Below are 26,634 nucleotides of genomic sequence, written 5' to 3' on the forward strand. Positions count from 1 at the left end.
AGACCCTTGGGGTATATGCCCTAGCCGGCACGCCGGATGATTTCATGAAATTCCTCCCGGCTGCCGGGTTCGTCGGCCGCGACCACCAGCGCCAGTTCGCGCTCGTCGAAGATCTTGAACCACTCGTCCCATTCGACCAGCTCGTAGCCGCCTGCGTTGACCGGGCGTTCAGGCTGATCCTGGTCCTGATAGGCGTGCTGGCCGAAGACGAGCCTCAGCAACGGCTGCGTTCCGGTTTCGGGCGATACATCGACGATCGCCGGAAATCCGGCGCGCCCTGCGGCCCATGAGCGAATTGCTTCGTGGTCGGTCAGCGTGATCGTGTCGGCCATGAATAACTTCTCCTTGATTGCTGTCACGAAACGCCTGCCTCAGGTCCCGGTTCCGTGCAGCAGCTTCATCAGTGGCGACTTGCATATTCGTCCCGGCTTAACCGCTTGTTGGGGCTTGCGCTCTAAGGTCTTCCCTGACGTCAAGCGGGGAAGTCACCGTCCTTTGGACACCGGCCTGTTCATAGCGCTGCTCAATCCGACGATCGCGCTGGCGCTCGGCGCGGCGTTCCTCGTGCTATGGTTCTATCAGCGCCACCGGCCCTATCTGGCTGTGCTCGGCACGAGCTATTGCGTGTCCGCGCCCGGCTTCCTGCTGCAGTATTTCACGCTGCCCGGCGGCATGGTGCTGACCAAGCTGGTCTCCAACCTCTGCTTCACGCTTGCCGCCTGTTGCCTCGTCGGTGCGATCATCTCACGCTACGGCAGGCGCGTGCCCTATATCGCGATCGGCATTCTGGCGGGTGGCGGGATGGTGGCATTCTGCTGGTTCCTGTTCGTCCAGCCGGACTTGACTTGGCGCATCCTGTCGATCAATTTCGGCTTTGGCGGCCTCAGCCTGCTGGTCGCCGCCGAGCTGCGCGCCGTGCGCAAGAACGGCCCGACGGAAAAAATCCTGTTCGTACTGTCGCTGCTGTCCGGGCTGAACTTTATCGGCCGCACGCTGCTCGTCGTCATCTCGCACGGGCCGTTCACCAGCTATGACGGGTTTTATGGCTCGTCCTACTGGACGACGGCGCTTTTGTCGCACGCGCTGCTGTCGTTGCTGATCGCGCTCTGCCTGTTCTCGGCAGCTGCGCTCGACGTGATGAAGGCGCTGAAGACCGAGACGCACACCGATCCCCTGTCTGGCCTGCTCAACCGCAGGGGTTTCGAGGAGCGCGCCTTGCTGGTGCTGCAACACTGCGCCGCCGCCAAGGTGCCGGTCGCGCTGGTGCTGGCCGATCTCGATCACTTCAAGGCGCTCAACGACAAATACGGACATGCCGCGGGCGACCAGGTGATCGCCGACTTCGCCGCCAAGCTTCGCGCGGCCGCCGGCACGCGTGCGGTTGCCGGCCGCATCGGCGGCGAGGAGTTCGCTGTGCTTCTGTCGCTGAGCGATCTTGCCACGGCGCGGCTGTTTGCCGAAGCCGTGCGCACGCACTATTCGGCCGGCAGTGTCGACGGGTTGCCGCCGGGCACCAGGGTGACCGCGAGCTTCGGCGTCGCGGTGCGCACCGGCGACGAAGGGCTGGAGCCGCTGAGGCGGCGCGCCGACGAAGCGCTCTACAAGGCCAAGAAGAACGGCCGCGACAGCGTGCGGCTTTCCTATGAGCGGGCCGAAACGGTGTTCATCCCGGATACAGGCAGCGTCGGTTAGCGTCTCGCTTAAACGGCCTCTCGGCCGTGCCGGATCATCAGCGGCAAGGGCTGAGGTTGGGCATTTCGCCGTCGGAGAGGCCGTACATATAGGAGCGGCCCTTCACGAACACCGGCGGCTGGTAGCAGCCACGCCTGGAGATGTGATCCGCCTCGTCTTCATAAAGGACTTCCGGTCCCGCTTCCGGCTGCCCGGCGCTGGTGTAGTCGGACAATTTCTTGGCCAGCCTGCCTTGGCCGACAATGATGCGCTTGTAGCCGGCGGCGCTGTCGATGACGAGATTGCCCAGGGAATCGGCATAGACGCGGTCATGATGGCGCGACCAGGCCATTGCCGGGGCGGCGAAGCCGAGACTGGCTGTCGCCAGCACAAGCGCCGCAAGGCGCGCTCTTCCTGAATTCGAAAGCATGGTGTCCTCTCTGCTGTGGACCCGATCGAATCGGAAATTAACCTTTTCTTAACCTTTGTTAAGAGGGCAGGCGCATCCGGCGGCGATCTCTCGCCAAACATGGTTAATATCCGACGGGATGGAAAACCCGGGCGTCATCATTCGGCCATGCTTGCCCGCACCATCGGCCGCGACGCACACAACTACGCTGACGTTGGGTGAGCTTGATCTTGGTGGAACATCGCGGCTAGTTAGCCGCGCAGGAGGACAGCATATGGCGTTACGCCGGACGTTTCGGGTGACGCTGTTGTCGATCCCCTTGCTGACTGCCGCAGCCTGCGTGCCGCAGAACGGCGCGCCGACGGCGGTGAATACCGTACCACCCACTGTCGCGCCCGCGCCGGCTCAGCAGTCCGCCGCACCTGTGGCGCCCCCGGCTTCCGCAACGGCTCCGACAGCACCTGCCGCACCTTCAGCCAAGATCGTCACCGATCTTACCGCGCCGCGGTCTGCTGTCGGCACGGCAACTTACAGATGCGGCAATGGCGGCATGATCACCATCCAGAACCTCGGCACGGCGTTGCGTGTTGTCAGGCCCGATGGCACGACCGAGGAGTTTGCCGCATCACCCGCCAACCAGTCCAGCCGCTACCAGGAAGCCGCGTCGCATGACGCAATCGTGATCGACGCGCGCGAGGCGCTGGTGATGAAGAGGGGCTCGACACCACAGACCTGCAAACGATAGCCTGGCGTCGATTGCAAAGGAAATGCCGCACTGCAGCGAACGGTGCGCCGGCTTTCGACGGTGGCCAAATCGATTGAAGCGAAACAGCAGCCTTTTGTCAGACTAAATGACGTTTTCAAAACGATTTTCCGGCTTTGACGCGGTGCAAAAAGAGCATTAGAAACCGGCTGTCTGAAGTCATATATCGAGGCGGTAAGTGCCGCTTTCCACCGCGGCTCCGGACATCGAACTGGGGCAGCCATGAGCAAATCACCAGCCACCCGAACCGCCAGACGTGAACGGCCGCTCTCGCCGCACCTGACGATTTACCGCCCACCGATCACCATGACGATGTCGATCATTCACCGCATCACTGGCGGGGCGCTGTATTTCGGCACGCTGCTGGTCGCCGCGTGGCTGATGGCGGCGGCGAGTTCGCAAGGCGCTTTCGATTGGATCAACTGGGCCTTCGGCACCTGGCTCGGCCGGCTCATCCTGTTCGGCTACACCTGGGCGCTGATGCACCACATGCTGGGCGGCGTGCGCCATCTCGTCTGGGACACCGGCGCCGGGCTGGAGAAACACACGGCATCGAAGATCGCCTGGGCGACGCTCGCCGGTTCCATCCTGCTCACGCTGCTGATCTGGGTCGCCGGCTACATGGCGCGGGGAACCTTGTGATGAGCGGCACGAACAACAACGATATGCGCACGCCGCTGGCCAAGGTCCGCGGTCTGGGCTCGGCCCGCGAAGGCACCGGGCATTTCTGGCGACAGCGGCTGACGGCCATTGCCAACATCCCGCTGATACTGTTCTTCGTCGGGTTCCTGATCGCGCTCAATGGCGCCGGCTTCGCCGAGGTGCGGGCGGCGCTCGCCAGTCCGTTCGTGGCGCTGGTGTTGGCGCTGGTGCTCGTTTCCGGTCTCACCCATATGCGTGTCGGCATGCAGGTCATTATCGAGGATTACGTGCATGCCGAAGGCATGAAGCTGGCGCTGATCGCACTCAGCACGTTTTTCACCATCGCGGTCGGCGTCGCCTCGATCTTCGCCCTGCTCAAACTGGCATTCGGAGGCTGATTTGGCCAAGGACGCGAAATCGGCCACCGGCTATACCTTTGTCGACCACAAGTTCGACGTGGTGGTCGTCGGCGCCGGCGGCGCCGGCCTGCGCGCCACGCTCGGCATGGCCGAGCAGGGCCTGCGCACGGCCTGCATCACCAAAGTGTTCCCGACCCGCTCGCACACGGTGGCGGCACAAGGCGGCATTGCCGCGTCGCTGTCCAACATGGGTCCGGACTCCTGGCAGTGGCACATGTACGACACCGTCAAGGGTTCGGACTGGCTGGGCGACGTCGACGCCATGGAATATCTGGTGCGCGAGGCACCGGCGGCGGTCTACGAGCTCGAGCATTACGGCGTGCCGTTCTCGCGCACCGAAGAGGGCAAGATCTACCAGCGGCCGTTCGGCGGACACATGATGAATTATGGCGACGGCCCGCCGGTGCAGCGCACCTGTGCTGCCGCCGACCGCACCGGTCACGCCATCCTGCACACGCTCTACGGCCAGTCGCTGAAGAACAATGCACAGTTCTTCATCGAGTATTTTGCGCTCGACCTGATCATGGAACCGGACGGCACCTGCACCGGCGTCGTCGCCTGGAACCTCGACGACGGCACTATCCATCGCTTCTCCGCCAAGATGGTGGTGCTGGCGACCGGCGGATATGGCCGCGCCTATTTCTCGGCGACGTCGGCGCACACCTGTACAGGCGACGGCGGCGGCATGGCGGCACGGGCCGGCTTCCCGTTGCAGGATATGGAGTTCGTGCAGTTTCATCCGACCGGCATCTACGGCGCCGGCTGCCTGATCACCGAAGGCGCGCGCGGCGAGGGCGGCTATCTCGTCAATTCCGAGGGCGAGCGCTTCATGGAGCGCTACGCGCCGTCGGCCAAGGACCTGGCCTCGCGCGACGTCGTCTCGCGTTGCATGACGCTGGAGATCCGCGAAGGCCGCGGGGTCGGCAAGAACAAGGACCATATCTTCCTGCATCTCGACCATCTCGATCCGGCCGTGCTGCATGAGCGGCTGCCGGGCATTTCGGAATCGGCCAGGATTTTCGCCGGCGTCGACCTGACCAAGGAGCCGATCCCCGTGCTGCCGACGGTGCACTACAATATGGGCGGCGTGCCGACCAATTACTGGGGCGAGGTGCTGAACCCGACTGTCGAGAATCCTGACCGGGTGTCACCCGGGCTGATGGCGGTCGGCGAGGCCGGCTGTGCCTCCGTGCACGGCGCCAACCGGCTGGGCTCGAACTCGCTGATCGATCTGGTGGTGTTCGGCCGCGCCGCCGCAATCCGCGCCGGCCAGGTCATCGACCGCAATTCGGCGATCCCTTCGCCCAACGAAGCCTCGGTCGAAAACATCATGGACCGCTTCGACCGGCTGCGCCACGCCAATGGCTCGACGCCAACCGCCGTTCTGCGTGAGAAAATGCAGAAGGCGATGCAGGAAGACGCCGCCGTGTTCCGCACACAGGAGTCGCTCGAAAACGGCTGCAAGCGCATTTCACAGATATGGACCGAGCTCAAGGACCTGAAAGTCTCCGACCGCTCGATGATCTGGAATTCCGACCTGGTCGAGACGCTGGAGCTGGAAAATCTGATGGCCAACGCCATCACCACGGTCTACGGCGCCGAGGCGCGCAAGGAGAGCCGCGGCGCGCATGCGCGCGAAGATTTTTCGGCCCGAGACGACATTATCTGGCGCAAGCATACGCTGGCCCGGCTAAGCGAGGACGGCCAGGTGAGCCTCAGCTATCGTCCCGTGCACACCGAGCCGCTGGTGGCGGAAAAGGACGGCGGCATCAGTCTTGCCAAGATCGCGCCGAAGGCCAGGGTATACTGACCATGGTGCCGAAGCCCGTCATCCGAAAGGATCTGAGGTAATGGTCGAACTCACGCTTCCCAAGAACTCCAAGGTGCAGCCGGGCAAGACCTGGCCGAAGCCGGAGGGCGCCACCAACCTGCGGGAATACCGCATCTACCGCTGGTCGCCCGACGATGACGAGAACCCGCGCATCGACACCTATTTCGTCGACATGGACGATTGCGGGCCGATGGTGCTCGACGCGCTGCTCTGGATCAAGAACAAGATCGATCCGACGCTTGCCTTGCGCCGCTCATGCCGCGAAGGCATTTGCGGCTCCTGCGCCATGAACATCGATGGCTCCAACACGCTGGCCTGCACCAAGGGCTGCGACGACATTTCCGGCGCCGTCAAGGTCTACCCGCTGCCGCATATGCAGGTGGTCAAGGATCTGGTGCCCGACCTCACCAATTTCTACGCCCAGCACGCCTCGATCCAGCCATGGCTGAAGACAGTGTCGCCAGAGCCAGCCAAGGAATGGCTGCAGAGCCATGAGGACCGCGAAAAGCTCGACGGGCTCTACGAGTGCATCCTGTGCGCCTGCTGCTCGACCTCGTGCCCGAGCTATTGGTGGAACGGCGACCGCTATCTCGGCCCGGCGACGCTGCTGCAGGCCTATCGCTGGCTGATCGACAGCCGCGACGAAGCCACGGGCGAACGGCTCGACGATCTCGAAGACCCATTCCGGCTCTACCGCTGCCACACCATCATGAACTGCGCCCAGACCTGCCCGAAGGGGCTCAACCCGGCCAAGGCGATTGCCGAAATCAAAAAGATGATGGTGGAGCGGCGGGTTTAGTTGAGACGAGTTCGCTCGCGGCAATCTCGTACGCGGCGATCCTTCGCGCCCCCCTCTGTCCTGCCGGACATCTCCCCCACGGGTGGGGAGATTGGCCGTCATCGCGGCTTTCGCCAATCTCCAAGGTTGAAGGATGGCGCGCTGTCGGCGAAGCTGCCGATCTCCCCCCGCGTGGGGAGATATCCGGTAGGACAGAGAGGGGGGCGCTGTCTCGCCGGCGCTAGAAAGGATACTCAACCCAATGAGCGAAGAGCTTCCAATCCTTAATTCGGTCGAAGCCCGTGTGCTCGGCTGCCTGATCGAGAAGAAGGAGCTGACGCCGGATGTCTATCCGCTGACGCTGAATGCAGCACTTGTAGCCGCCAACCAGAAGACGGCGCGCGAGCCTGTGATGGCGCTCGAGCCGACAGAGGTGCATCGGACGCTGAAGCTGCTCGAGCAGAAGGGGCTGGTGCGTCAGATGTTCGGCTCGCGCGTCGAGCGCTATGAGCATCAGATGGCGCAGCGCTTCTCGCTGACGAGGCCGCAGACTGCGGTGATCGGCCTGCTTTTGCTGCGCGGGCCGCAGACGGCGCATGAGTTGCTGGCGCGAACTGAGCGCATGGCGCGGTTTTCGTCGATCGAAGACCTGCGCGCTGAACTCGACATGCTGATCGGCCGCCGACCGCCGCTCGTCCAGGAAATACCGCGCGGGCCGGGGCAGCGCGAGGACCGTTTTGTGCATCTGCTCGCCGGCCCCGTGGACGTTGCTGCCCTCTCTGCACAACGGAGTTCGCCGGTCCTGCCGGCCTCTGACCTGGAAGCAAGGATTGAATCGCTGGAGCAGGAAGTCGCAGCGCTTCGCGCCCGGCTTGATGCGCTGGGGGCTTAACTATCACCGGAGCGTTGGCGCGACGGATCGCTGGCCTCTGAAAATGCAAACGCCGGCGTTAAGCCGGCGTTTCTCACTTCGAATCCCTTCGTTTCACCCCAGCTTCGCGTCGAGCGATACTTTGATGGCGCCGAGTGCCTTCGAAACCGGGCACTCCGCCTTGGCCTTCTCGGCCAGTTCCTTGAACTTCGCCGCGTCAATGCCCGGCACCTTGCCGATCAGGGTGATGGCGCTGCCGGTGATGCCGGTGCCGGGCACCAGCGTCACCACCGCCTTGGCGTCGAGCTCGGTGGCGGGCGTGCCGTTCTCGGCCAGGAAATGCGACAGCTGCATGGCGTAGCAGCCGGCGTGTGCCGCAGCGATCAACTCTTCGGGATTGGTGCCGGATTTGCCGCTCTCGTCCTCGAAGCGAGCCTTGAACGAATAGGGCGTGCCCTTCAAGGTGCCGCTCTGGCTGTCGAGCGTGCCCGTGCCCTCCTTCAGATTGCCTTTCCAGACGGCGTTTGCGGTGCGGTCCATAAGATTCTCCTTGATTACAGCGACAGCGCCGGCCACGCGGCGTTCCCTCCAACTATAGCGCGGCGGCAGGGGAAGACCACCGCGCTGTTTCGGCCGGATGCGACGCCGGCGAGCCCTGCAAATCTTTTCTGAAAAATGTGCGTGCAAAAATGTCGACTTGCATCGGCGCCGGCCGTCCTGCGAGCGTCCACGGATTCTCGTGGCGGATGGAGATCCAAGATGAACAATCTGTTTTCTGCCCATTGGAACGACGCCGACAAAAGCGCGCGTCTACGCGAGATCGAGTGCTCGCGATCTTCCGGCTTCGGCCGGCTGCTTGCTGCGGTCGCCGTGATCGGCATTGCGGTCTGCGTGCTCGACCACGCTGCTGCCGGCAAGGATGCCGCCGGCACCGTGATCGCCTATGGGTCGTCACAGCAAGGGAGCTGGAAATGAAATATGTCTGTCTGGTCTACGGCGAGGAAAAGGACCTCCATGCCATGACGCCGGAGCGTCTGGCCAAGCTCGACGCCGATTCGATGGCCTATGACCGGTCATTGGACCAGCAAGGCAAGCTGATCATCGCGCAGGCGCTGCAATCGGTGAAGACGTCGAAGACGGTGCGGCGGCGCCAAGGCAAGCGGCTGATCACTGACGGTCCGTTTGCCGAAACCAAGGAGCAGTTGCTTGGTTTCGTCATGATCGAAGCCGACACTCTCGACAAGGCGCTGGAGATCGCCGGCAAAATTCCGCTGGCCGAAATCGGCACCGTCGAAGTCAGGGCGATCTACGACGTGCCGGGGTCGTAAGGCAGCAGCGGCGAGGTCATGCAGGCCGGCGGATCATATCCGCCGCCTTCTCGGCGATCATCACCACTGGCGAGGCGGTGTTGCCGGAGACGATGCGCGGCATGATCGAGGCGTCGACGACGCGCAGGCCCTCGACACCGGTCACCCGCAGGTCCGGGCTGACGACGGCGCGGCCGTCGACACCCATCCGGCAGGTGCCGACCGGGTGGAAGATGGTCGTCGCGATCGAGCCGATCTGGTGCAGCAGGTCCTCGTCCGACTGGTGGGCGAGGCCCGGCAGGATCTCCTCCGGCTGGAAACCGGCAAGCGCCTTGGCGGTCATGATGCTGCGCGCCTGGCGCACCGAGCGCAGCGCGATCTCGCGGTCGCGCACCGTAGAGAGGTAGTTCAGCCGGATCTCGGGCTGCACGGCCAGGTCGCGCGTCGTGGCATGCACGGAGCCGAGGCTGTCGGGGCGCAAATTGCAGACCGACATGGTGATTGCCGGGAACGGGTGCAGCGGGTCGCCCAGCCGGTCGGTAGACAAGGGCTGGACGTGGTACTCCAGGTCCGGCGTCGCCATCGACGGATCGGATTTCGAGAACATGCCGAACTGGCTCGGCGCCATCGACATCGGTCCCGAGCGGCCAAAGGCATATTGCAGCGCGATCGTCGCCTTGCCGCTCAGGCTGTTGGCAAGCGTGTTGAGTGTCAGCGCCGCCGACACTTTATAGACGGTACGGATCTGCAGATGGTCCTGAAGGTTCTCGCCGACGTTGGGGCTGGCGTGAACCACATCGATGCCGAGCGCGGCGAGGCGATCCGGCTCGCCGACCCCGGAAAGCTCCAGCAGTTTCGGCGTGTTGATCGAGCCGGCGGTCAGCAGCACCTCGCTCCTGGCCTTTGCCTCTATGGCTTGGCCGCCGGCGCGGTAGCGGACGCCGATAGCACGCTTGCCCTCGAACAGCGCTGTCTCGACATGCGCGTTGACGACCAGCCGAAGGTTGGGCCGTCGCAGCGCCGGGCGCAAGAATGCCTTGGCTGTGTTCCAGCGCACGCCCTTGCTCTGGTTGACTTCGAAGAAGCCGGACCCCTCATTGTCGCCGTCATTGAAATCCTCGCGCGGCATGATGCCGAATTCCTTGGCCGCCTCCTGCACCGTGTTCAGGATCGGCCAGGACAGGCGTTGCCGCGCCACTTTCCATTCGCCGCCGGAGCCATGCAGCTTGGTCTTGCCGCCATGATGGTCCTCGGATTTGAGGAAGTAGGGCAGCACATCGTCCCAGCCCCAGCCGACATTGCCCATCTGCCGCCAGCCATCGTAGTCCGCCGCCTGGCCGCGCATGTAGATCATGCCGTTGACCGAGGTGCAGCCGCCCAGCACCTTGCCGCGGGGATAGACCAGCGAGCGGCCGTTCAGGCCGGCTTCGGGGGCAGTCTTCATCATCCAGTCGGTGCGCGGATTGCCGATGCAATAGAGATAGCCGACCGGGATATGCACCCAGTGATAATTGTCGCTGCCGCCGGCCTCGAGCAGCAGCACGCGCGTCGCCGGGTTTTCGCTCAGCCGATTGGCCAGCACGCAGCCCGCCGTGCCTGCGCCGACGATGATGTAGTCGTAGTCGCCATCGAGCCGTTGGGTCATTGCGGTGGTTTACTCGGCGGTGTTCTACTCGGTTCTGCCGCCTGTTCGGCCCAGAACGATCGCAGCGTATCGGCAAGGCCGCAATAGGCGCGATAACGCCTGTTGTAGTGGTCCTGCATGGCCGGGTTCGGACGATAGGCGGCGCTTGACCGGGTCATGGCGTCGACGCCGGCCTCATAGTCGGCGAACAGGCCGGCCGCGACCCCGGCGCCGATTGCCGCGCCAAGCGCGCCGGTCTCGCGCGCCTCAGGCACGGTGATCGGCACCCCAAGCCCGTCGGCGAAGATTTGCGGCCAGTGCTCGCTGCGCGAGCCGCCGCCGGATAGCACGGCTCTTTCGAAGCCGACGCCGGCTTTTTTCAAGACTTCGATGTGGCGCCGGTGCTCGAACATCACGCCCTCGAACAATGCGCGCAACAAATGGCCTTCCCCGTGCCAGCCGGCGAGGCCGTAGAAGCCGGCGCGAAACTCCGCCCCTTGTCCGGAGCCGTAGAGAAACGGGTGGAAAATCGGATCGTCCCAGGCCGGCGTCACCGCGCCGACAGCCGCGTTGCAGTGGCCGAACGGATCGTCATAATGGGCACCGCGCTCGATGCGAAGTCGGCGTTATCGCCAAGCGGTTGCACCATCAGATGCCCGTGACGAGCGACCTGAACCCAGGACGTCCGATCTCGGCGTCTGGATGATTAGGGGGCCAGCTCTGTTTTTCATCAGATACAATTCTTGCGTGTTGAAGCAACGCCGGAGTTCTCCTATCGTCGCCGCAATTTTCGGGGGAATTCGACATGCCTTTCCTGATTGCTATTCTCGGCGTGCTGGGAGCCGGGGCGTTCTGGTGGTATCGCATGAAGGCCATGAACGAAGCCGCGCGCGAGGTCGCCGACGTCGTCGGCCGCGTCCAGGGCAACATAAGGCGCAAGAAGCTGCGCAAGCAGGCGGCGCTGTCGCCGCTGACGGCGATCGACGATCCGGTGGTGGCGGCGGCAACGCTGATCACCGCACTGGCAGCGGAGCACGGCCCGATCCTGCCGAAGCGCGAAACGGTCATCCGCGAGGTGATCTCGCAGATTGCGGACAACCAGAAGAAGACCGATGAAGCCGTCGTCTACGCCAAATGGGCCGCGGCGCAGATCGACGACACGACGATCGTCATCGACAAGCTGGCGCCCTTCCTGCGCGAGCGCCTCGATCCCCACGAGCGCGAAGATCTGCTGCAGATGGTGGATCGTGTTGCCAAGAGCGGCGAGCAGAGTTTCAAGGTCGCCGACCAACGCATGCTGCGACTGCGGCAGAAGCTGGGGTTTGAGGTCAACTGAGAAACAGCCCGGGCGCATGTCATTCTGGATAGCGAGCGTGGCAGGATCGGCTGCCGCTTACCTTATCGGCTCTACGCCTGCCGGCTATCTGCGGGGAAACTGCTTAAGGGCATCGATATCCGGGAGCACGGCTCCAAGTCCACCGGTGCGACAAATGTATTGCGCACACTCGGGAAATGGCCAGCATTGGTGGTGCTTCTGGTGGACGTGCTGAAAGGGGCGGCAGCGGTCATCTTTGCCCGTTGGTTTTGTTTCTAGTCTTCCGCAACGCCGCCGTCGGCAATATCTGATATGCCCGTTTGGGCTCCTTGGGTTGTATGCCTGGCCGGACTCGCTGTTTTGCTTGGGCATAGCCGTTCGATCTGGCTGAATTTCACCGGCGGCAAATCGGCTGCGACGGGGTTGGGTGTTTTGTTGGCGATGTCCTGGCCTGTGGGTCTAGGCGCGGCGACGGCATTTGCCGTGGTGTTGGCAGTTTCCCGAATTGTGTCCCTGAGTTCGATGCTGGCGGCGCTCACCGCGATCGCCCTCGTCGGCGGCATGGAACAACCATTGCCCTACCGGTTGCTGGTCATCGCCGGCGGCATCTACGTGATCGTGCGCCACCGCGCCAACATTGCGCGGCTGATGTCAGGAGCCGAGCCGCGTCTATGACAAAGCGGCACTCATTCCCGGCCTAAATCGCCTCACCCTTGAGCAGCCGTGGTGTGCCGTTGGACAACCCCGACGCCTGGCGGATGAAGAACTCCTTCAGCCTGGGCATCCGTTCGACAAGGCCGAGGCCTATGTCGCGGAGCTGGCGCAGCGGGCCGATGTCGTTGGAAAACAGCCGGTTCAGCACATCTGTGGTGACGCCCATCTGCACCGTGTCGAAGCGGCGCCATTGCTGGTAGCGCTCGAGCACGTCGAGCGCGCCGATATCCTGTCCCAAGCGATCGGCCTCGACCACCACTTCAGCAAGGGCCGCCACATCCTTGAAGCCGAGATTGAGGCCCTGGCCGGCGATCGGGTGGATGCCGTGCGCGGCGTCGCCGGCAAGCGCGATGCGCGGGGCGACAAAGGCGCGCGCGATGGTCAGGCCGAGCGGCCAGGCGCGCGGCTTGTCGGTGACGCGGATTTCGCCGAGCTTCAGGCCGAAGCGCAATTCAAGCTCCTGCTCGAAGACGAGGTCGTCGCCCGAGACCAGCTTTTCGGCATCCTCGGAACGTTCGACCCAGACCAGCGACGAACGGTTGGTGCCGTCCTCGGTCGGCTTGAGCGGCAGCGTTGCAAACGGGCCGGCCGGCAGAAAATGCTCTTCGGCGCGGCCATTGTGCGGGCGCTCATGCGCCACCGTGCAGACGATGCCGGACTGGCCATATTCCCATTTCACCGTCTTGATGCCGGCCATGTCGCGCAATTTGGAATTGACGCCGTCGGCGGCGACCAGCAGCCGCGCCTCAATCGCCGCGCCGTCGGCCAGATGCACGGTGATGCCGGCGCCATTGCCGTCGAACGATGCGACCGCGACACCTTCGATGATGTCGATGCCGAGCTTTTGCGCGCGGCGGCGCAAGGCGCTGTTCAGGTCCTTGTTGGCGACCATGTGGGCGAACGGTTCGCCCGGCGCGACCTCGCCATCGAAGGTGAGAAACACCGGACGCACCGGATCGGCGGTGCGCGAATCGGTGACGATCATCTCGGTGATCGCCTGCGATTGCCCGACGATTTCCTGCCAGACGCCGAGCTGGTCGAGCATGCGGCAGGCGGCGGCGGCGATCGCCGAGGCGCGGCGGTCCTTCTGCCAGACGCCGGCGGGGGCAGCATCAACGACCGCCACGGCGAGGCCCGGCCGCGCCTGTTTCAGCGACACGGCGGCGGCGAGGCCGACATAGCCGGCGCCAGCGACCAGCACGTCGAGCGGGGTTTTTGCGTCCGGGTTGCGGTTCGCCATGTCAATTCCTTTCGAAGTCTCGACCATCCCCGCCCACTGGGGCATTCCGGCCTTGACTGCCCGCCATTCCTGTCGGAAACCGCCATAGCATCTTACGGCGAGGTCACGAAGCATGACGGCGGCCATGGACGAGCTTCTCAGCATTCTCGACCTCGAGCAGCTGGAACACAATCTGTACCGTGGTCGCAGCCCCAAGCTCGACTGGCAGCGCGTTTTCGGCGGCCAGACCATCGCCCAGGCGCTGGTCGCCGCGCAGCGCACCGTCGAGCCCGAGCGCCACGTGCATTCGCTGCACGGCTATTTCATGCGGCCCGGCGACACCAAGGTGCCGATCGTCTACGAGGTCGACCGCATCCGCGATGGCGGCTCCTTCGCCACGCGGCGCGTGGTGGCGATCCAGCACGGCCAGGCGATCTTTTCGCTGGAAGCCTCGTTCCAGCAGGACGAGGTTGGCCTTGAGCATCAGCTGCCGATGCCGCGCGACGTGCCGCCGCCCGACAGCCTGTTGTCGCAGCGCGAATTGCTGGGTTCGGCGAGGCGGTGCCGGACGGCATCAAGCGCTACTGGGAGCGTGACCGGCCGATCGAGATGAAGCCGGTGATGCTGAAGCATTACACCAGCCGCGAAAAGCTGGAGCCGCAGCAGAACATCTGGATCCGCACCACCGGCCCGGTGCCGGCCGACCGCGGCATCCAGGCGGCGGTGCTTGCCTACCTCTCCGACATGACGCTGCTCGACACCTCGACCTTTGCGCACGGCCGCGCCATTTTCGACCGCGACATCCAGGCGGCGAGCCTCGACCATGCGATGTGGTTCCATCGCAGCCATCCGCTCGATGACTGGATCCTGTACACGCAGGACAGCCCGTCGACGCAGGGGTCGCGCGGCTTCACCCGCGGCTCGCTGTTTGCCCGCGACGGCACGCTGATCGCCTCGGTTGCCCAGGAAGGCTTGATCCGGCTGAAGCGGCCGCCTGCCGAATAGGCATTTTCGAAAAATTGCCTACTTTTTAATCAGTGACTGTCCGTTGACGGTGCCCATCGTGCCGCCGCGACTCGAGCGATCCGTTTATTTACAATGAGTTAACACCCTGCTTCGGCAACTGGCACGGAGCTTGAATCCTGTTGGGCACTCTCCGGGCTTTTTGGGATCGGTGAAGGTGTGCAAACGCGGGGGACCGCAACAGCAAAGGGTGAAACCTTATGAAAATCGTGATGGCAATCATCAAGCCGTTCAAGCTCGACGAGGTGCGCGAAGCACTCACCGCCGTCGGCATCCAGGGCCTGACCGTCACCGAAGTCAAAGGCTACGGGCGTCAGAAGGGACACACGGAAATCTATCGCGGGGCGGAATACGCGGTCAGTTTCCTGCCGAAAATCAAGATCGAAGTCGCGGTTAGCACAGATCTGGTCGACAAGGCCGTCGAAGCCATCACGGCGGCGGCCAAGACCGGCCAGATCGGCGACGGCAAGATCTTCGTCTTCGGCATCGATCAGGCGGTGCGCATCCGTACCGGCGAAACAGACACCGACGCACTTTGAGCGGCGAACACGTATTCCAATGGAGAGTTCAATGAATATACCTTCCACCTTGAAGTCAGTGGCGCGCTCCGCGCTGCTGGGCTCCTTAGCGCTCGGAGCATTGGGCACGGTTGCTGCCTTCGCGCAGGAGGCGGCTCCCGCCGTCGCGGCGGCAGCGCCAGCAGCGCCGGCTTTTACCGTCGACAAGGGCGACACCACGTGGATGATGATTTCCACCGTGCTGGTGCTGTTGATGACCATTCCCGGCCTTGCGCTTTTCTACGGCGGCCTGGTTCGTACCAAGAACATGCTGTCGGTGCTGATGCAGGTCTTCACCATCACCAGCGTGGTCATGATCATCTGGGTCTTCTACGGCTACAGCCTCGCCTTCACCCCGGGCAACGCCTTCGTCGGCGGCCTTTCGAAGATGTTTCTCTCCGGCGTCAACGTATCGACGCTTTCGGAAACCTTCAGCAAGGGCGTCGCCATTCCTGAACTGGTGTTCGTCGTCTTCCAGATGACCTTCGCCTGCATCACGCCCGCCCTGATCGTCGGCGCATTCGCCGAACGCGTCAAATTCTCCGCCTTGATCCTTTTCGTTATCCTGTGGGTGACGTGCATCTACTTCCCGATCGCGCACATGGTCTGGTTCTGGGGCGGCCCGAGCGCCTATGCCGACCCGTCCGGCCTGATCTTCAGCTTCGGCGCCATCGACTTCGCCGGCGGCACGGTCGTTCACATCAATGCGGGCATTGCCGGCCTCGTCGGCGCGCTGATGATCGGCAAGCGCATCGGCTACAAGAAGGACATCATGGCGCCGCACTCGATGACGCTGACCATGGTCGGCGCTTCATTGCTGTGGGTCGGCTGGTTCGGCTTCAACGCCGGTTCGAACCTCGAAGCGAACGCCTATGCGGTGCTGGCGATGATCAACACCTTCGTCGCCACGGCGGCGGCGGCAGTGGCCTGGATCGTGCTTGAATCGCTGCTGCGCGGCAAAGCCTCCATGCTCGGCGCTGTTTCGGGCGCGGTCACCGGCCTCGTCGCGATTACGCCGGCTGCAGGTTTTGCCGGCCCGATGGGCGCTATCGTGCTTGGCATTGTCGCCACCTTCGTCTGCTACTTCTTCGTCTCGGTGGTGAAGAACACGTTCGACTATGATGACAGCCTCGATGTCTTCGGCGTCCACTGCGTCGGTGGCATCATCGGTGCGCTAGGCACTGGCATTCTGGTCAATCCCGCCCTCGGCGGCGCCGGCATCGTCGACTATTCGACGGCCGACTTCGCCGCCGGCTATGCCGGCACGGCCACGCAGCTCCTGGCGCAGGGCAAAGGCGTCCTGGTAACCCTGCTGTGGTCGGGCATCGGCAGCGCAATCCTCTACAAGGTCGTCGACTTGATCATCGGTCTGCGTCCGACAGCCGACGCCGAGCGCGAAGGCCTCGACCTGACTTCGCATGGCGAAGCGGCCTACCACTCGTAAGCCTTGCGGGGCGGCCTCGGCCGCCCCGCATTCTCCCATCCCGTCGTGACGCTCCCGAAAGGAGTTCACGCTTTGAGGCCCGGGTCATTCCGGGCCTCTCTTTTTGGCAACCGTGCTGGCAGGCCTCGGTCCCTGCGCAATCACGTTCTAGTGATGGCCGCCGGCGGGGAGACGTCGACCGGATTGGTTCTGAACTGTTGAGACTGCCTACAGTGGAGTGAGCAAGATCCGTGGCTCTGGGTGCGTATAGTTAATGCGGCCTTAACCTTCCCCCCGATAGTCTGACATCCGAATCTGCCGGAGTGCGTCATGCGCCCGGCCAGTCCATGACAGACGGGGAACGAAGCATGCGTTCAGGGGCTTCAGCACCGCTCGCGCTGACCGATACGGGGCACGGCATCCAGGCATTCGCGCGGCGCCAGGTCGGGCGGCTGGTCGGCGCCGGCCTGTTTGCGCTGGTCGCCTTTGGCGTCGCGGCGCTGGCGACCTGGAACGTCGCCGATCCCAGCTTCTCGCACGCCACCGCCAACATCGTCACCAACGCCATGGGTTATGCGGGCGCGGTATTCTCCGACCTCGCCATGCAGTTCTTCGGCCTTGCCGCGGTCGCCGCCCTGGTGCCGGCGGTGATCTGGGGCTTTCTCCTGTTTTCGGCGCGCGGCGTCGACAGGCTGCCGAAGCGCGGCCTTGCGTGGTTCGGCTTCGCGCTGCTCGCGGCGGCGATGGCCGGCTGCGTGGTGCCGCCCAAGACGTGGCCGTTGCCGACCGGCCTCGGCGGTGTGTTCGGCGACATGGTGCTCAATATTCCGGGCGTGGTCATTGGCGGCTACCCGACCGGCATCGTTGCCAGCATCATTGCCATGGTGCTCATTGCGCCGGCGCTGTGGCTGTTTGCCTATGGCTCGGCGCTGATTGCGCGCAAGAACGGCTTTGCCGTCATGGAGCGCACCGCGGAGCCCGATCCCCGAGAGGACGATCTGCTCTTCGACGAAGACGAGGACGAGGGCGACGAGGGGATACTGGCGCTCGGCGCCGTTACCCACTGGTGGCTGTCTTTCCGCGCCTGGATGCATCGCCGGGCTGTGCGCCGCCAGCAGGAGCGCGACGAGTTCGAGCCGGAGATGGAGCAGCGCTCCACCGCATGGCGCCGCGCCGCCGAACGGGTCGAATCGGCGGAATTCGCCGAAGCGCGGATGAGCCCGGATGGCCGCGCCCGCGTCGAGCCGGAATTCTTCGCCGCCATGGTCAATGACCGCAGCGTTTCCGTCGATCCGGACGATGACGACGTCCTCGATGCCGGTTTCGACAATGGCGACGAGGAGGTCGAACTCGACGACGAGCCGGTCCAGCGCCGTGCCGCGCCGAACGCCAAGGTGCAAAACTTCCGGTCAGATGCGGCGACCCGCGTCGCCGCACCTGCGCCGCGTCCCGCTCCCGGCGCGCGCGTCCAGCGCGAGGCGCAGACCTCGCTGATCGGCTCGGAAACATTCGAAATGCCGTCGCTGCATTTCCTGTCGGAGCCGAAGAACGTGGTGCGCGACGCCAGCCTGTCCAAGGACGCGCTGGAGCAGAATGCGCGCCTGCTCGAAGGCGTTCTGGAGGATTTCGGCGTCAAGGGCGAGATTATCGCGGTACGGCCCGGCCCGGTGGTCACGCTCTATGAACTGGAACCGGCGCCCGGCATCAAATCGTCGCGCGTCATCGGCCTGTCCGACGACATCGCCCGCTCGATGAGCGCCATTGCCTGCCGCGTCGCCGTGGTGCCCGGCCGCAACGCCATCGGCATCGAATTGCCGAATGCCAAGCGCGAGACCGTCTATCTCCGGGAGATCCTGGCCAGCCGCGATTTCGAGACGACCAAGTCCAAGCTGGCGCTGGCGCTGGGCAAGACCATCAATGGCGAGGCGGTGATCGTCGACATCGCCAAGATGCCGCATGTGCTGGTCGCCGGCACCACCGGCTCCGGCAAGTCCGTCGCCATCAACACCATGATCCTGTCGCTGCTCTACAAGCTGACGCCGCAGGACTGCCGGCTGATCATGATCGACCCGAAGATGCTGGAACTTTCGGTCTATGACGGCATCCCGCACCTTCTGACGCCGGTGGTCACCGACCCGAAGAAGGCGGTGGTGGCGTTGAAATGGACCGTGCGCGAGATGGAGGACCGCTACCGCAAGATGTCCAAGGTCGGCGTGCGCAACATCGACGGCTTCAACGCGCGCGTGCAGTTGGCTGAAAAGAAGGGCGAAAAAATCTCGCGCACCGTGCAGACCGGCTTCGACCGCCAGACCGGCGAGGCGATCTACGAGACCGAGAACCTCGATCTCGAGCCAATGCCCTACATAGTGGTCATCATCGACGAGATGGCCGATTTGATGATGGTCGCCGGCAAGGACATCGAAGGCGCGGTGCAGCGCCTGGCACAAATGGCGCGCGCGGCCGGCATCCATGTCATCATGGCGACGCAGCGTCCGTCGGTCGACGTCATCACCGGCACCATCAAGGCCAATTTCCCGACCCGTATCTCCTTCCAGGTGACGTCGAAGATCGACAGCCGCACCATTCTGGGCGAGCAGGGCGCCGAGCAGCTGCTCGGCATGGGCGACATGCTGTACATGGCCGGCGGCGGCCGCATCCAGCGCGTGCACGGCCCGTTCGTCGCCGACGACGAGGTCGAGAAGATCGTCGCCCATCTGAAGCTGCAGGGCGTGCCCGAATATCTCGACGCCATCACCGAGGATGACGGCGAGGACGATGACGAGCCGTCGGGCAAGGGCGGCGCTGGCGGTGGTGGCAACAGCAATTTCGAGGATTCCGACGATCCCTACGACCAGGCGGTCTCGGTCGTGCTGCGCGACGGCAAGGCGTCGACCAGCTATATCCAGCGCCGGCTCGGCATCGGCTACAACCGCGCCGCCTCGATCATCGAGAAGATGGAGAAGGAAGGCATTGTCGGCCCGGCCAACCATGCCGGCAAACGCGAAATTCTGGTGCCGACCGAGGACGACAAGTTCTGATCAGCCGATACGGCCCGGCGGCAACCTTGAACCTTTTGGCGCGTTACAGCGACTGAGCGCTGTCCGGCCCGCCAAACTTAAGTCTAACTGGGGGTCCACGGACTGCAACGAGACACACACCACACGAGAGTGACCGGCATGAAAAACGATCTTTCCGCGATCAGCGATTTCGCTCCAAACCGTCGCCAGTTGCTTGGCCTTGGCCTGATGCTTGCCGGCGCCGCGGCCATCAACGTCGTGCCGGGGTTCCAGCTCTTGGCCTCGGCGCAGGCGGCGGTGCCGCCGACGGCGCAAAAGATCGCCGACCATTTCTCCTCGGTCAAATCGATGAGCGGCGAGTTCGTCCAGTTCGGCCCCAACAACCAGCAGACCGGCGGCAAGTTCTTCCTTGAGCGGCCAGGCAAGATTCGCTTCAACTATGACGGCAAGTCGAATTTCCGGGTGATTTCCGACGGCAAGTCGGTGGTCATCCTCAACAAGCGGCTGAAAACGTCCGATCTCTATCCGTTGTCGAAGACACCGCTGAAGCTGTTGCTCGACACCAAGATCGACCTCTCGGGCGGCCGCGTCAAATCGATCAAGGAAGAGAGCGACCTCACCACCATCCAGCTTGCCGACAAGTCGGTGTTCGGCAATTCGAAGATCACCATGATGTTCGATCCGAAATCCTATGATCTGCGCCAGTGGACCATCACCGACGCGCAGGGCAAGGACACCACGGTGATGATCTACAACACCAAGGAAGGCGTCAGCTTCCCTGCGGATACGTTCGCCATCGACTATACGGCGAACCGCGAGCTGAACACCAACCACCGCTAGATCCGGTGAGGCCGGCCTGCAAATGGCGATCTCCTGCGCTTCCGGTGCTCACGTGGTTTAAGTACGCTCCGCTCCGGTTCTCGGAGACCACCATTTTCGACTCGGCCTGACCTGAATCAGGGCCGCCGCCCGCAAAGGCTGGCTTGTGTTTGTGGCGCTCGGCTGGCAGTAGATCGGCGACCTTGTTCGGATCGCCGCATGCCCTTCTCCATCGCCACCTGGAACATCAATTCCGTGCGCCTGCGCATGCCGATCGTCGAGCGGCTGCTGACGGAGCAGGCGCCCGATGTGCTTTGCCTGCAGGAGACGAAGGTTCCCGACGAGCTGTTTCCGGAAAAGGCGTTCCGCAAGGCCGGCTACGAGCACATCGCATTCCATGGCCAGAAGGGCTATCACGGCGTTGCGACGGTGGCGCGGCGGCCGATCGAGATTGTCGAGAAACGGCGTTTCTGCGAGATCGATGACAGCCGGCATCTGTCGGTCAAGGTGCAGGCCGGCGGCAAGGCAATCCTGGTCCACAATTTCTACGTGCCGGCCGGCGGCGACGAGCCCGATCCGGAGATCAACCGCAAGTTCCGCCACAAGCTCGATTTCGTTGCCGAGATGAACGCCATCCACGCCGCGCATGACGAGGTGTCGGCTTCGATCCTGGTCGGCGACCTCAACATCGCGCCGCAGGAGCACGATGTCTGGTCGCACAAGCAATTGCTCAACGTCGTCAGCCACACGCCGGTCGAGACGCAAAATTTCGACGCGATGCGGATCGCCGGCGACTGGGTCGACCTGATGCGGCTCGACGTGCCGCCAGAGCAGAAGCTCTACACCTGGTGGAGCTATCGCGCGCGGGACTGGGAAGCCTCGAACCGCGGCCGCCGGCTCGACCATGTCTGGTCGTCACCGAACCTGGTGCCGAGCTTTGCCGGCTATGAGATCCTGCGAGAGGCGCGTGGCTGGGAGCGGCCCTCGGACCATGTGCCGGTGATTGCGCGGTTCGACCTGGATTAGGCGTGCCGATATTCAGGTGAGGCCGGCCTGCAATGGCCGATACCTGCGCTTCCGGTGCGTACTTTGAGTACGCTCCGCTCCGGTTCTCGGTATCAACCATTTTCGACTCGGCCTGACCTGAATCTCGACACACCCAAGCGTGAGCGCGGTCGCGGGGACCTACCCGCCAAACCTTGGGGCCAACTTCTCGATGCGGGCGATCATGGCCTGAAAATCATCGAGGATTCGCTGGTGCAGTTTCACCGCCACTTCGGGATATTCCTCCAGGATGCGGCGAAACATCTTGCGGCTCAACCTTATCACTTCCGAATCGGTCTCGGCCGAGGCGCTGGTCAGCCGTCTTGAGTCGGCGATCAGCGCCAGTTCGCTGAGGATCGTGCCGGGGCCGGCGGTGCCGATCGGGATGCGGTCGCCGTCATGCTCGCGGTAGAGCACGATGCGGCCACTGACCACGATATAGGCTGAGTCGGCTTCGTCATCCTCGCGGTACAGCTTGCGGTCGGCCTGCAGATGGGTGGCTTCGGCGCCGAAGGCGAGCAGGCGCAGCTGTTCCTGCGTGAAACCCTCAAAGAGCTTCACGGCGGACAGGATGCGGATGTCGTCATCCAGCGCCATCTCTAGCTGCGTCCCCGAACGGTCAGTCCAATCCCTCCCTTAGAGCGCCGCGTGTCCAATTGGAGGCGCAAAGGACGCTCTAACACTTCAATCTGCGAAGCGGGCCGATCCAGGCTCCCCCAGCCGGATCCTCCCCGAAACAGTCCCGCCCCGACCGCCTATTGAACAATGAAAAGTTTAAGGAACCAGCTTGTAGCCGCCGCTTTCTGTCACAAGAATTTCAGCATTGGAAGGATCGCGCTCGATCTTCTGGCGCAGCCGGTAGACGTGCGTTTCCAGCGTGTGCGTGGTGACGCCGGAATTGTAGCCCCACACTTCCTCAAGCAGGACGTCGCGCGTCACCACCTTCTGGTCGGCTCGATAGAGATATTTGATGATGGAGGCTTCCTTCTCGGTCAGCCGCACCTTGCCGCCGCGCTGGTCGATCAGAAGCTTCTGGCTGGGCTTGAACGTGTAGGGCCCGACCGAAAAGGTGGCGTCCTCGCTCTGCTCGTGCTGGCGCAGTTGTGCGCGTATGCGGGCGAGCAGCACGGCGAAGCGGAACGGCTTGGTGACATAGTCGTTGGCGCCGGCCTCGAGGCCCAGAATTGTGTCGGAATCGGTATCGTGGCCGGTCAGCATGATGATCGGCGCCTTGTAGCCGCCCTTGCGCAGGATCTTCACCGCCTCGCGGCCATCCATGTCGGGCAGCCCGACATCCATGATGAGCAGGTCGATGAGCCCGCCGCGCGCCGCGGCGACGCCTTTGGCGGCGGTCGCTTCCTGCAAGACGTCGAATTCTTCGTAAAGGGCCAGTTGCTCGACGAGGGTTCCGCGCAGGTCGTCATCGTCGTCAACGATCAGAATGGTACGTGATGTCATGGATCAATCCATTGTTTTGAAAAGAATTTTCAGTTGACCGCCCCCCATTTATGCGGAAGCTGACCGGCGCAACAGTCCGATCACAGTGATTTGTTCCGTGACACGATCATACAAGAAAAAACGCGATCGCAATGCAGCCGGCGCAATTTTGCCGAAAGGGCTGCGTGTGCTGGTGGTTCGGGCGAGGCCGGGCAACCCCAGCCAGGGGATATTGCAGGCCGGCAGCAAGGTGTTTGCCTGTGCGCTCGGACGCGGCGGCATCTCGGCCAATAAGCGCGAAGGCGACGGTGCGACGCCGCTTGGCGAGATGCGGATTTTGTCAGGATATTTTCGGGGCGATCATTTCGCGGCCGGCCGCAAAACCCGGCTGGCGATGGCGCCGATCGGCGCCGATCTCGGCTGGTGCGAGGTGCCGGACGACCGCAACTACAACCGGCCGGTGAAAATCCCTTATGGCGCCAGCCATGAGCGAATGCGGCGCGACGACCGCCTCTATGACGCCTGCCTGGTGCTCGACTGGAACATGGCGCCGCGCCGGCGCGGCCGCGGCAGCGCCATCTTCTTCCATCTGGCGCGCCCAGGCTTCACACCGACGCAAGGCTGCGTGGCGGTGACGGCGCGGACAATGGCGCGGCTGTTGCCGCTGGTGTCGGACCGGACGGTGGTGAGGGTGGTGAGGTAGGGAGTAGGGAGTAAGGGAGTAGGGAGTAGGGAGTAGGATGGCCTCGGCGTCGTTTCAATCCTTCACTACTCACTACTCACTACTCACCATTGCCTAACGCCTTCTCGGCTTCTGCCACCCAGTGTCCAGCAATCCAAGCCGGCCGAGTTCCCGGTCCACGGCCCGCGTTACGTCCTTGCGCTGCGCGCCGACGTCGCGCAGCTGGCGATCCGACAGATCCTCCACGTCCTGGCGCGGCAGGTTGACGGCGACTTTCGCCTGGCGAAGCCAGTCCGTTACGGCATGGAACCAGTTCGAGCGAGCTGCTGGCGAGTTCAAAACGAAGATGGACATGATGCGCTCCGTGTTCCGCCGGATATCAAATCCGGCTTGATGGTGTTTCGATGGATGCATCATGCCGCATTGAAATCCATAAGAGAAACGAGTAGTTCTTTTCGGATCGTCAAGTTTTATTTGAGGATACGGTGATGTCCCGTCTGTTGCCCGGAACGCGCGCGCTGAGGACTCTGGAAGCCGCCGCCCGCCACCTCAATTTCACCCGCGCTGCCGACGAGCTCGGGCTGACGCCGGCGGCGGTCAGCCACCAGATCAAGGAAATCGAGGATCAGCTCGGGCTGGTGCTGTTCACGCGAACCAGTCGTACCATCCGGTTGACCGAGGCAGGTACGGTGCTGTTCGAGGCCTCGATCGATGCGCTCGACCTGCTCAACCGGGCGGTGTCGCGGGCGCGCAAGCTGACGCGCGGCACGGCATTGCTGAAGGTAACGCTCGACGCGCAGTTCGCGTCAAAATGGCTGATGCGGCGCGTCGATGATTTTCGCAAACTTCAGCCCAATATCGAACTGAGGTTCGACATCGGCTACGAAGTGCGCGATTTCGAACTCGACGATGTCGATGTCGGCATCCGGTTCGGGGTTGGCAAGTATCCGGGGCTTCGCGCCCATCGCCTGTTCGACAACATCCTCATTCCGGTGTGCAGCCCGAGCCTGCTGACCTCCGGCCCGCCGCTGCGCGAACCGCGCGACCTCTTCAACCACACGCTTGCCCATATCGAATGGTCGCGCCAAGGCGTGACATGGCCGAACTGGCGCATGTGGATGGCGGCGGCCGGTATCAACGATTTCGACGACAGCCGGACCATCGTGTTTGGAACCTCTACCGATGCCGTGCAGGCGGCGCTCGACGGCAATGCCGTGGCGCTCGCCGAGTTCGCCATGGTGGCAAACGACCTTTCCCAGGGAAGGCTGGTGCAGCCCTTTGAACTCGGTCTGCGCGTAGGGCCGGAGTTCGGCTACTTCCTGGTCTATCCCGAGAGCACTGCCAACGATCCGCGCATCATCGCTTTCCGTGAATGGATCCTCGACGAAGTCGCCAGGACGCAGACCTGACGACTTCTGCAGGCCTCAGCCGGCGACCGGCGTCCCGAACCAGCCGATCACCGCGCCGATGATCAACAGCACGCCGAGCCAGTGGCCGCCGTCGATGACGGTCAGGTCCCAGCCGAAATTCTCATAGCGATGGTTGGCCGTCAGCGTCGTGGCGACGAAACCCAGCCAGAGGACGAAGCCGAAGACCAGCCCTGCGACAAGGACCGGCTCGCCGCCGGTCATCGCGCCGACGACCAAGGCTAAGACCAGCGCCATGATTAGCTCGGCGATGAAGGAGATGATGAAGGGCAATATCGATTTCTTTGACGTTGACGGATCGATCCTGGCCGCCCTCATCCAAGGCTTGCTGAGGGCCGTGTACCAGACGGCGCCAAACAGCCACGCCGCGACGGCCGCGACAACCACCGCCAGCCAGTTCACCACTGAAAAATCCATAAAGTCCTCCCCTCAAGCATGCAGCCCAAAGCCTGACGGTTCTGGGATAACGACATGCGTATTCTTCAAATCAATGCGCGATGGAACGCCTGTTCGGCAATGCCGTCAAGCGAAGCGCCACACCGTGGTGCGCTTGACCAGGGCGTCCTCCAGCGCCCGCGTCACCGCCACTTCGTAGACGGCGAGCGGCTCCAGTCCCGCCTTCGGCATGTAGGAGCGGCCCGGATCGCCGACGAGGATGTCAGCGCCGCGCGCCTTCAGTGTCGAAAACCACGGCATCAGCGTGTCGGCGAAGGATTTGTCGTAGAAGACGTCGCCGGCCAGCACCACGTCCCAGCCGGCGTCGGTGCCGACGCAGTCCGTGCCGCAAAAGTCGATGGCAACGCCATTGGCCTCTGCGTTGAGGCGGACCGCCGTTTCGCAGAACGGGTCGATGTCGGCGGCGATCACGTGCGCCGCACCCGCCTTGGCGGCGGCGATGGCGACAAGGCCGGAGCCGGAGGCGAAGTCGAGCACGCGTTTGCCCCGCACATCCGACGGATTGTCCAGCACGTAACGGGCAAGGCCCTGACCGCCGGCCCAGGCAAAGGCCCAGAACGGCGGCGGCAGGCCGATTTCAATCAGCTCGTTCTCCGTGCGCTGCCAGAGGTCATGCGCTTCGTCGGCAAGATTGAGGACAATCTCCGGCACATGCGGCGGCGACATAAGCGCCGTGTTGTCGAGAATGAACTTTTTCGCGCTGTTCGGCGTGAGGACCGTCACGGAGCCGGCGTCAGGCCGCCCATGCGGCAGACTTCCTTCCATTCGGCCGGCGTCACCGGCTGTACGGAAAGCCGTCCAAGCCGCACCAGCGCCATCTCGGCAAGCTTCGGATTGGCCTTGACCTGCTCCAGCGTCGGCGGGTTCGGCACGTCCTTGAAGGCGCGGATGTCGACGCATTCCCAGCGCGGATCGTCGGTGGTGGTATCCTGATGGGCAAGCGCGCAGACCTCGGCAATGCCGACGACGTTCAGCCCCTCATTGGAGTGATAGAAGAAGCCTAGATCGCCGATCTGCATCGCCTTCATGTTGTTGCGCGCTGCATAGTTGCGCACGCCGTCCCACTGCGTGCCGGCCTTGCCCTTGGCCTTCAGCGCCTCGAAGGAGAAGACCGAAGGTTCGGATTTGAACAGCCAGTAGTTCATGTCTTTGCTCCAACTACTATTTTTGCGCAATTCCGGACGGA

The 26,634-nt window shown here is 63.5% G+C and carries 28 protein-coding genes and 3 pseudogenes; 19 read left to right on the plus strand and 12 right to left on the minus strand.

Features of this window, described 5'->3' with window-relative positions:
* Positions 1-20: 20 nt before the first annotated feature.
* Positions 21-332 (minus strand): hypothetical protein, encoded by a 312-nt coding sequence (locus tag NKJ88_RS18505; protein WP_023670517.1) that lies wholly within the window; start codon positions 330-332, stop codon positions 21-23.
* Positions 333-495: 163 nt separating this feature from the next.
* On the opposite strand from NKJ88_RS18505, the gene NKJ88_RS18510 reads away from it, so the two are divergent.
* Positions 496-1,692, plus strand: a complete 1,197-nt coding sequence (locus NKJ88_RS18510) for a GGDEF domain-containing protein (protein ID WP_352444992.1) — start codon at positions 496-498, stop codon at positions 1,690-1,692.
* A 37-nt stretch (positions 1,693-1,729) separates the two neighbouring features.
* On the opposite strand, the gene NKJ88_RS18515 is transcribed toward NKJ88_RS18510, so the two are convergent.
* Entirely contained in the window at positions 1,730-2,101 is a 372-nt protein-coding gene (locus tag NKJ88_RS18515) for a hypothetical protein (RefSeq protein WP_023726052.1), read from the minus strand.
* A gap of 253 nt (positions 2,102-2,354) precedes the next feature.
* On the opposite strand from NKJ88_RS18515, the gene NKJ88_RS18520 reads away from it, so the two are divergent.
* From NKJ88_RS18520 to NKJ88_RS18545, 6 genes are all read left to right on the plus strand, one after another.
* Positions 2,355-2,825 (plus strand): hypothetical protein, encoded by a 471-nt coding sequence (locus NKJ88_RS18520; protein ID WP_023687710.1) that lies wholly within the window; start codon positions 2,355-2,357, stop codon positions 2,823-2,825.
* 240 nt (positions 2,826-3,065) lie between these two features.
* A complete protein-coding gene (sdhC, locus tag NKJ88_RS18525; RefSeq protein ID WP_023683884.1) occupies positions 3,066-3,485 on the plus strand; it encodes a succinate dehydrogenase, cytochrome b556 subunit in 420 nt (139 codons plus the stop codon).
* Positions 3,485-3,883: a succinate dehydrogenase, hydrophobic membrane anchor protein gene (gene sdhD, locus NKJ88_RS18530; protein WP_023683885.1), complete on the plus strand. Its 399-nt coding sequence runs from the start codon at positions 3,485-3,487 to the stop codon at positions 3,881-3,883. Before sdhC ends, sdhD begins: the two co-directional genes overlap by 1 nt.
* 1 nt (position 3,884) lies before the next feature.
* Entirely contained in the window at positions 3,885-5,714 is a 1,830-nt protein-coding gene (gene sdhA / locus NKJ88_RS18535) for a succinate dehydrogenase flavoprotein subunit (protein WP_023687711.1), read from the plus strand.
* Positions 5,715-5,754: 40 nt separating this feature from the next.
* Positions 5,755-6,534 (plus strand): succinate dehydrogenase iron-sulfur subunit, encoded by a 780-nt coding sequence (locus NKJ88_RS18540; RefSeq protein ID WP_023670510.1) that lies wholly within the window; start codon positions 5,755-5,757, stop codon positions 6,532-6,534.
* A 241-nt stretch (positions 6,535-6,775) separates the two neighbouring features.
* Complete coding sequence (locus NKJ88_RS18545; protein WP_352444995.1) at positions 6,776-7,405, plus strand: YceH family protein; 630 nt, start codon at positions 6,776-6,778, stop codon at positions 7,403-7,405.
* 93 nt (positions 7,406-7,498) lie between these two features.
* On the opposite strand, the gene NKJ88_RS18550 is transcribed toward NKJ88_RS18545, so the two are convergent.
* Positions 7,499-7,924 carry an OsmC family protein gene (locus NKJ88_RS18550; protein ID WP_023670508.1) on the minus strand — a complete coding sequence of 142 codons (426 nt, stop codon included), beginning with the start codon at positions 7,922-7,924 and terminating at the stop codon, positions 7,499-7,501.
* A 219-nt stretch (positions 7,925-8,143) separates the two neighbouring features.
* On the opposite strand from NKJ88_RS18550, the gene NKJ88_RS18555 reads away from it, so the two are divergent.
* Both NKJ88_RS18555 and NKJ88_RS18560 read left to right on the plus strand, forming a co-directional pair.
* Positions 8,144-8,359: a hypothetical protein gene (locus NKJ88_RS18555; RefSeq protein WP_023726056.1), complete on the plus strand. Its 216-nt coding sequence runs from the start codon at positions 8,144-8,146 to the stop codon at positions 8,357-8,359.
* Positions 8,356-8,712 (plus strand): YciI family protein, encoded by a 357-nt coding sequence (locus tag NKJ88_RS18560; RefSeq protein WP_023698373.1) that lies wholly within the window; start codon positions 8,356-8,358, stop codon positions 8,710-8,712. The genes NKJ88_RS18555 and NKJ88_RS18560 overlap by 4 nt, the downstream gene beginning before the upstream one ends.
* Before the next feature lie 16 nt (positions 8,713-8,728).
* On the opposite strand, the gene NKJ88_RS18565 is transcribed toward NKJ88_RS18560, so the two are convergent.
* Together NKJ88_RS18565 and NKJ88_RS18570 are read right to left on the minus strand one after the other, a co-directional pair.
* Complete coding sequence (locus tag NKJ88_RS18565; RefSeq protein ID WP_352444997.1) at positions 8,729-10,336, minus strand: GMC family oxidoreductase; 1,608 nt, start codon at positions 10,334-10,336, stop codon at positions 8,729-8,731.
* Positions 10,333-10,923 (minus strand): annotated as a pseudogene (locus NKJ88_RS18570) (FGGY-family carbohydrate kinase); the annotation flags it as partial. The gene NKJ88_RS18565 and the pseudogene NKJ88_RS18570, both read right to left, overlap by 4 nt.
* A 197-nt stretch (positions 10,924-11,120) precedes the next feature.
* On the opposite strand from NKJ88_RS18570, the gene NKJ88_RS18575 reads away from it, so the two are divergent.
* Entirely contained in the window at positions 11,121-11,651 is a 531-nt protein-coding gene (locus tag NKJ88_RS18575) for a hypothetical protein (protein ID WP_352444999.1), read from the plus strand.
* A 16-nt stretch (positions 11,652-11,667) separates the two neighbouring features.
* A pseudogene (gene plsY / locus NKJ88_RS18580) lies at positions 11,668-12,305 on the plus strand (glycerol-3-phosphate 1-O-acyltransferase PlsY).
* 22 nt (positions 12,306-12,327) lie between these two features.
* Here the strand turns inward: plsY and NKJ88_RS18585 are convergent.
* Complete coding sequence (locus NKJ88_RS18585) at positions 12,328-13,584, minus strand: ubiquinone biosynthesis hydroxylase (protein ID WP_023726060.1); 1,257 nt, start codon at positions 13,582-13,584, stop codon at positions 12,328-12,330.
* Between the two features lie 112 nt (positions 13,585-13,696).
* Between NKJ88_RS18585 and tesB the strand changes: the two are divergent.
* From tesB to xth, 6 genes and pseudogenes are all read left to right on the plus strand, one after another.
* A pseudogene (tesB, locus tag NKJ88_RS18590) lies at positions 13,697-14,568 on the plus strand (acyl-CoA thioesterase II).
* A gap of 218 nt (positions 14,569-14,786) precedes the next feature.
* Positions 14,787-15,125 (plus strand): P-II family nitrogen regulator, encoded by a 339-nt coding sequence (locus NKJ88_RS18595; protein WP_023670499.1) that lies wholly within the window; start codon positions 14,787-14,789, stop codon positions 15,123-15,125.
* A gap of 13 nt (positions 15,126-15,138) precedes the next feature.
* Positions 15,139-16,587, plus strand: coding sequence for an ammonium transporter (locus tag NKJ88_RS18600; protein WP_502902458.1), 1,449 nt, complete (start codon positions 15,139-15,141; stop codon positions 16,585-16,587).
* Positions 16,588-16,934: 347 nt separating this feature from the next.
* Positions 16,935-19,604, plus strand: a complete 2,670-nt coding sequence (locus NKJ88_RS18605) for a DNA translocase FtsK (RefSeq protein WP_023670497.1) — start codon at positions 16,935-16,937, stop codon at positions 19,602-19,604.
* A 138-nt stretch (positions 19,605-19,742) separates the two neighbouring features.
* Entirely contained in the window at positions 19,743-20,423 is a 681-nt protein-coding gene (locus tag NKJ88_RS18610) for an outer-membrane lipoprotein carrier protein LolA (protein ID WP_023683897.1), read from the plus strand.
* A 198-nt stretch (positions 20,424-20,621) separates the two neighbouring features.
* Entirely contained in the window at positions 20,622-21,428 is an 807-nt protein-coding gene (xth, locus tag NKJ88_RS18615) for an exodeoxyribonuclease III (protein WP_023698380.1), read from the plus strand.
* Positions 21,429-21,587: 159 nt separating this feature from the next.
* On the opposite strand, the gene NKJ88_RS18620 is transcribed toward xth, so the two are convergent.
* Entirely contained in the window at positions 21,588-22,043 is a 456-nt protein-coding gene (locus NKJ88_RS18620; RefSeq protein WP_023670494.1) for a cyclic nucleotide-binding domain-containing protein, read from the minus strand.
* A 177-nt stretch (positions 22,044-22,220) separates the two neighbouring features.
* Positions 22,221-22,904 (minus strand): response regulator transcription factor, encoded by a 684-nt coding sequence (locus NKJ88_RS18625; protein WP_023670493.1) that lies wholly within the window; start codon positions 22,902-22,904, stop codon positions 22,221-22,223.
* A gap of 145 nt (positions 22,905-23,049) precedes the next feature.
* On the opposite strand from NKJ88_RS18625, the gene NKJ88_RS18630 reads away from it, so the two are divergent.
* The gene (locus tag NKJ88_RS18630) at positions 23,050-23,586 is read left to right on the plus strand and encodes a L,D-transpeptidase family protein (protein WP_196813612.1); all 537 of its coding nucleotides are present in this window, start codon (positions 23,050-23,052) and stop codon (positions 23,584-23,586) included.
* A gap of 93 nt (positions 23,587-23,679) precedes the next feature.
* Here NKJ88_RS18630 and NKJ88_RS18635 read toward each other — a convergent pair whose 3' ends face one another.
* Complete coding sequence (locus NKJ88_RS18635; protein WP_023824350.1) at positions 23,680-23,919, minus strand: hypothetical protein; 240 nt, start codon at positions 23,917-23,919, stop codon at positions 23,680-23,682.
* 134 nt (positions 23,920-24,053) lie between these two features.
* Between NKJ88_RS18635 and gcvA the strand changes: the two genes are divergently transcribed.
* Positions 24,054-24,974 carry a transcriptional regulator GcvA gene (gene gcvA, locus NKJ88_RS18640; RefSeq protein WP_023670490.1) on the plus strand — a complete coding sequence of 307 codons (921 nt, stop codon included), beginning with the start codon at positions 24,054-24,056 and terminating at the stop codon, positions 24,972-24,974.
* 15 nt (positions 24,975-24,989) lie between these two features.
* Here gcvA and NKJ88_RS18645 read toward each other — a convergent pair whose 3' ends face one another.
* From NKJ88_RS18645 to NKJ88_RS18655, 3 genes are all read right to left on the minus strand, one after another.
* Positions 24,990-25,409: a DUF1761 domain-containing protein gene (locus NKJ88_RS18645; protein ID WP_023824349.1), complete on the minus strand. Its 420-nt coding sequence runs from the start codon at positions 25,407-25,409 to the stop codon at positions 24,990-24,992.
* Positions 25,410-25,514: 105 nt separating this feature from the next.
* Complete coding sequence (locus NKJ88_RS18650) at positions 25,515-26,213, minus strand: class I SAM-dependent methyltransferase (RefSeq protein WP_352445005.1); 699 nt, start codon at positions 26,211-26,213, stop codon at positions 25,515-25,517.
* The gene (locus NKJ88_RS18655; protein WP_023670487.1) at positions 26,168-26,593 is read right to left on the minus strand and encodes an EVE domain-containing protein; all 426 of its coding nucleotides are present in this window, start codon (positions 26,591-26,593) and stop codon (positions 26,168-26,170) included. Before NKJ88_RS18655 ends, NKJ88_RS18650 begins: the two co-directional genes overlap by 46 nt.
* Between the last annotated feature and the right edge of the window lie 41 nt (positions 26,594-26,634).

It is taken from the genome of Mesorhizobium sp. M0016 (assembly GCF_040324035.1).
Classification (GTDB): domain Bacteria; phylum Pseudomonadota; class Alphaproteobacteria; order Rhizobiales; family Rhizobiaceae; genus Mesorhizobium.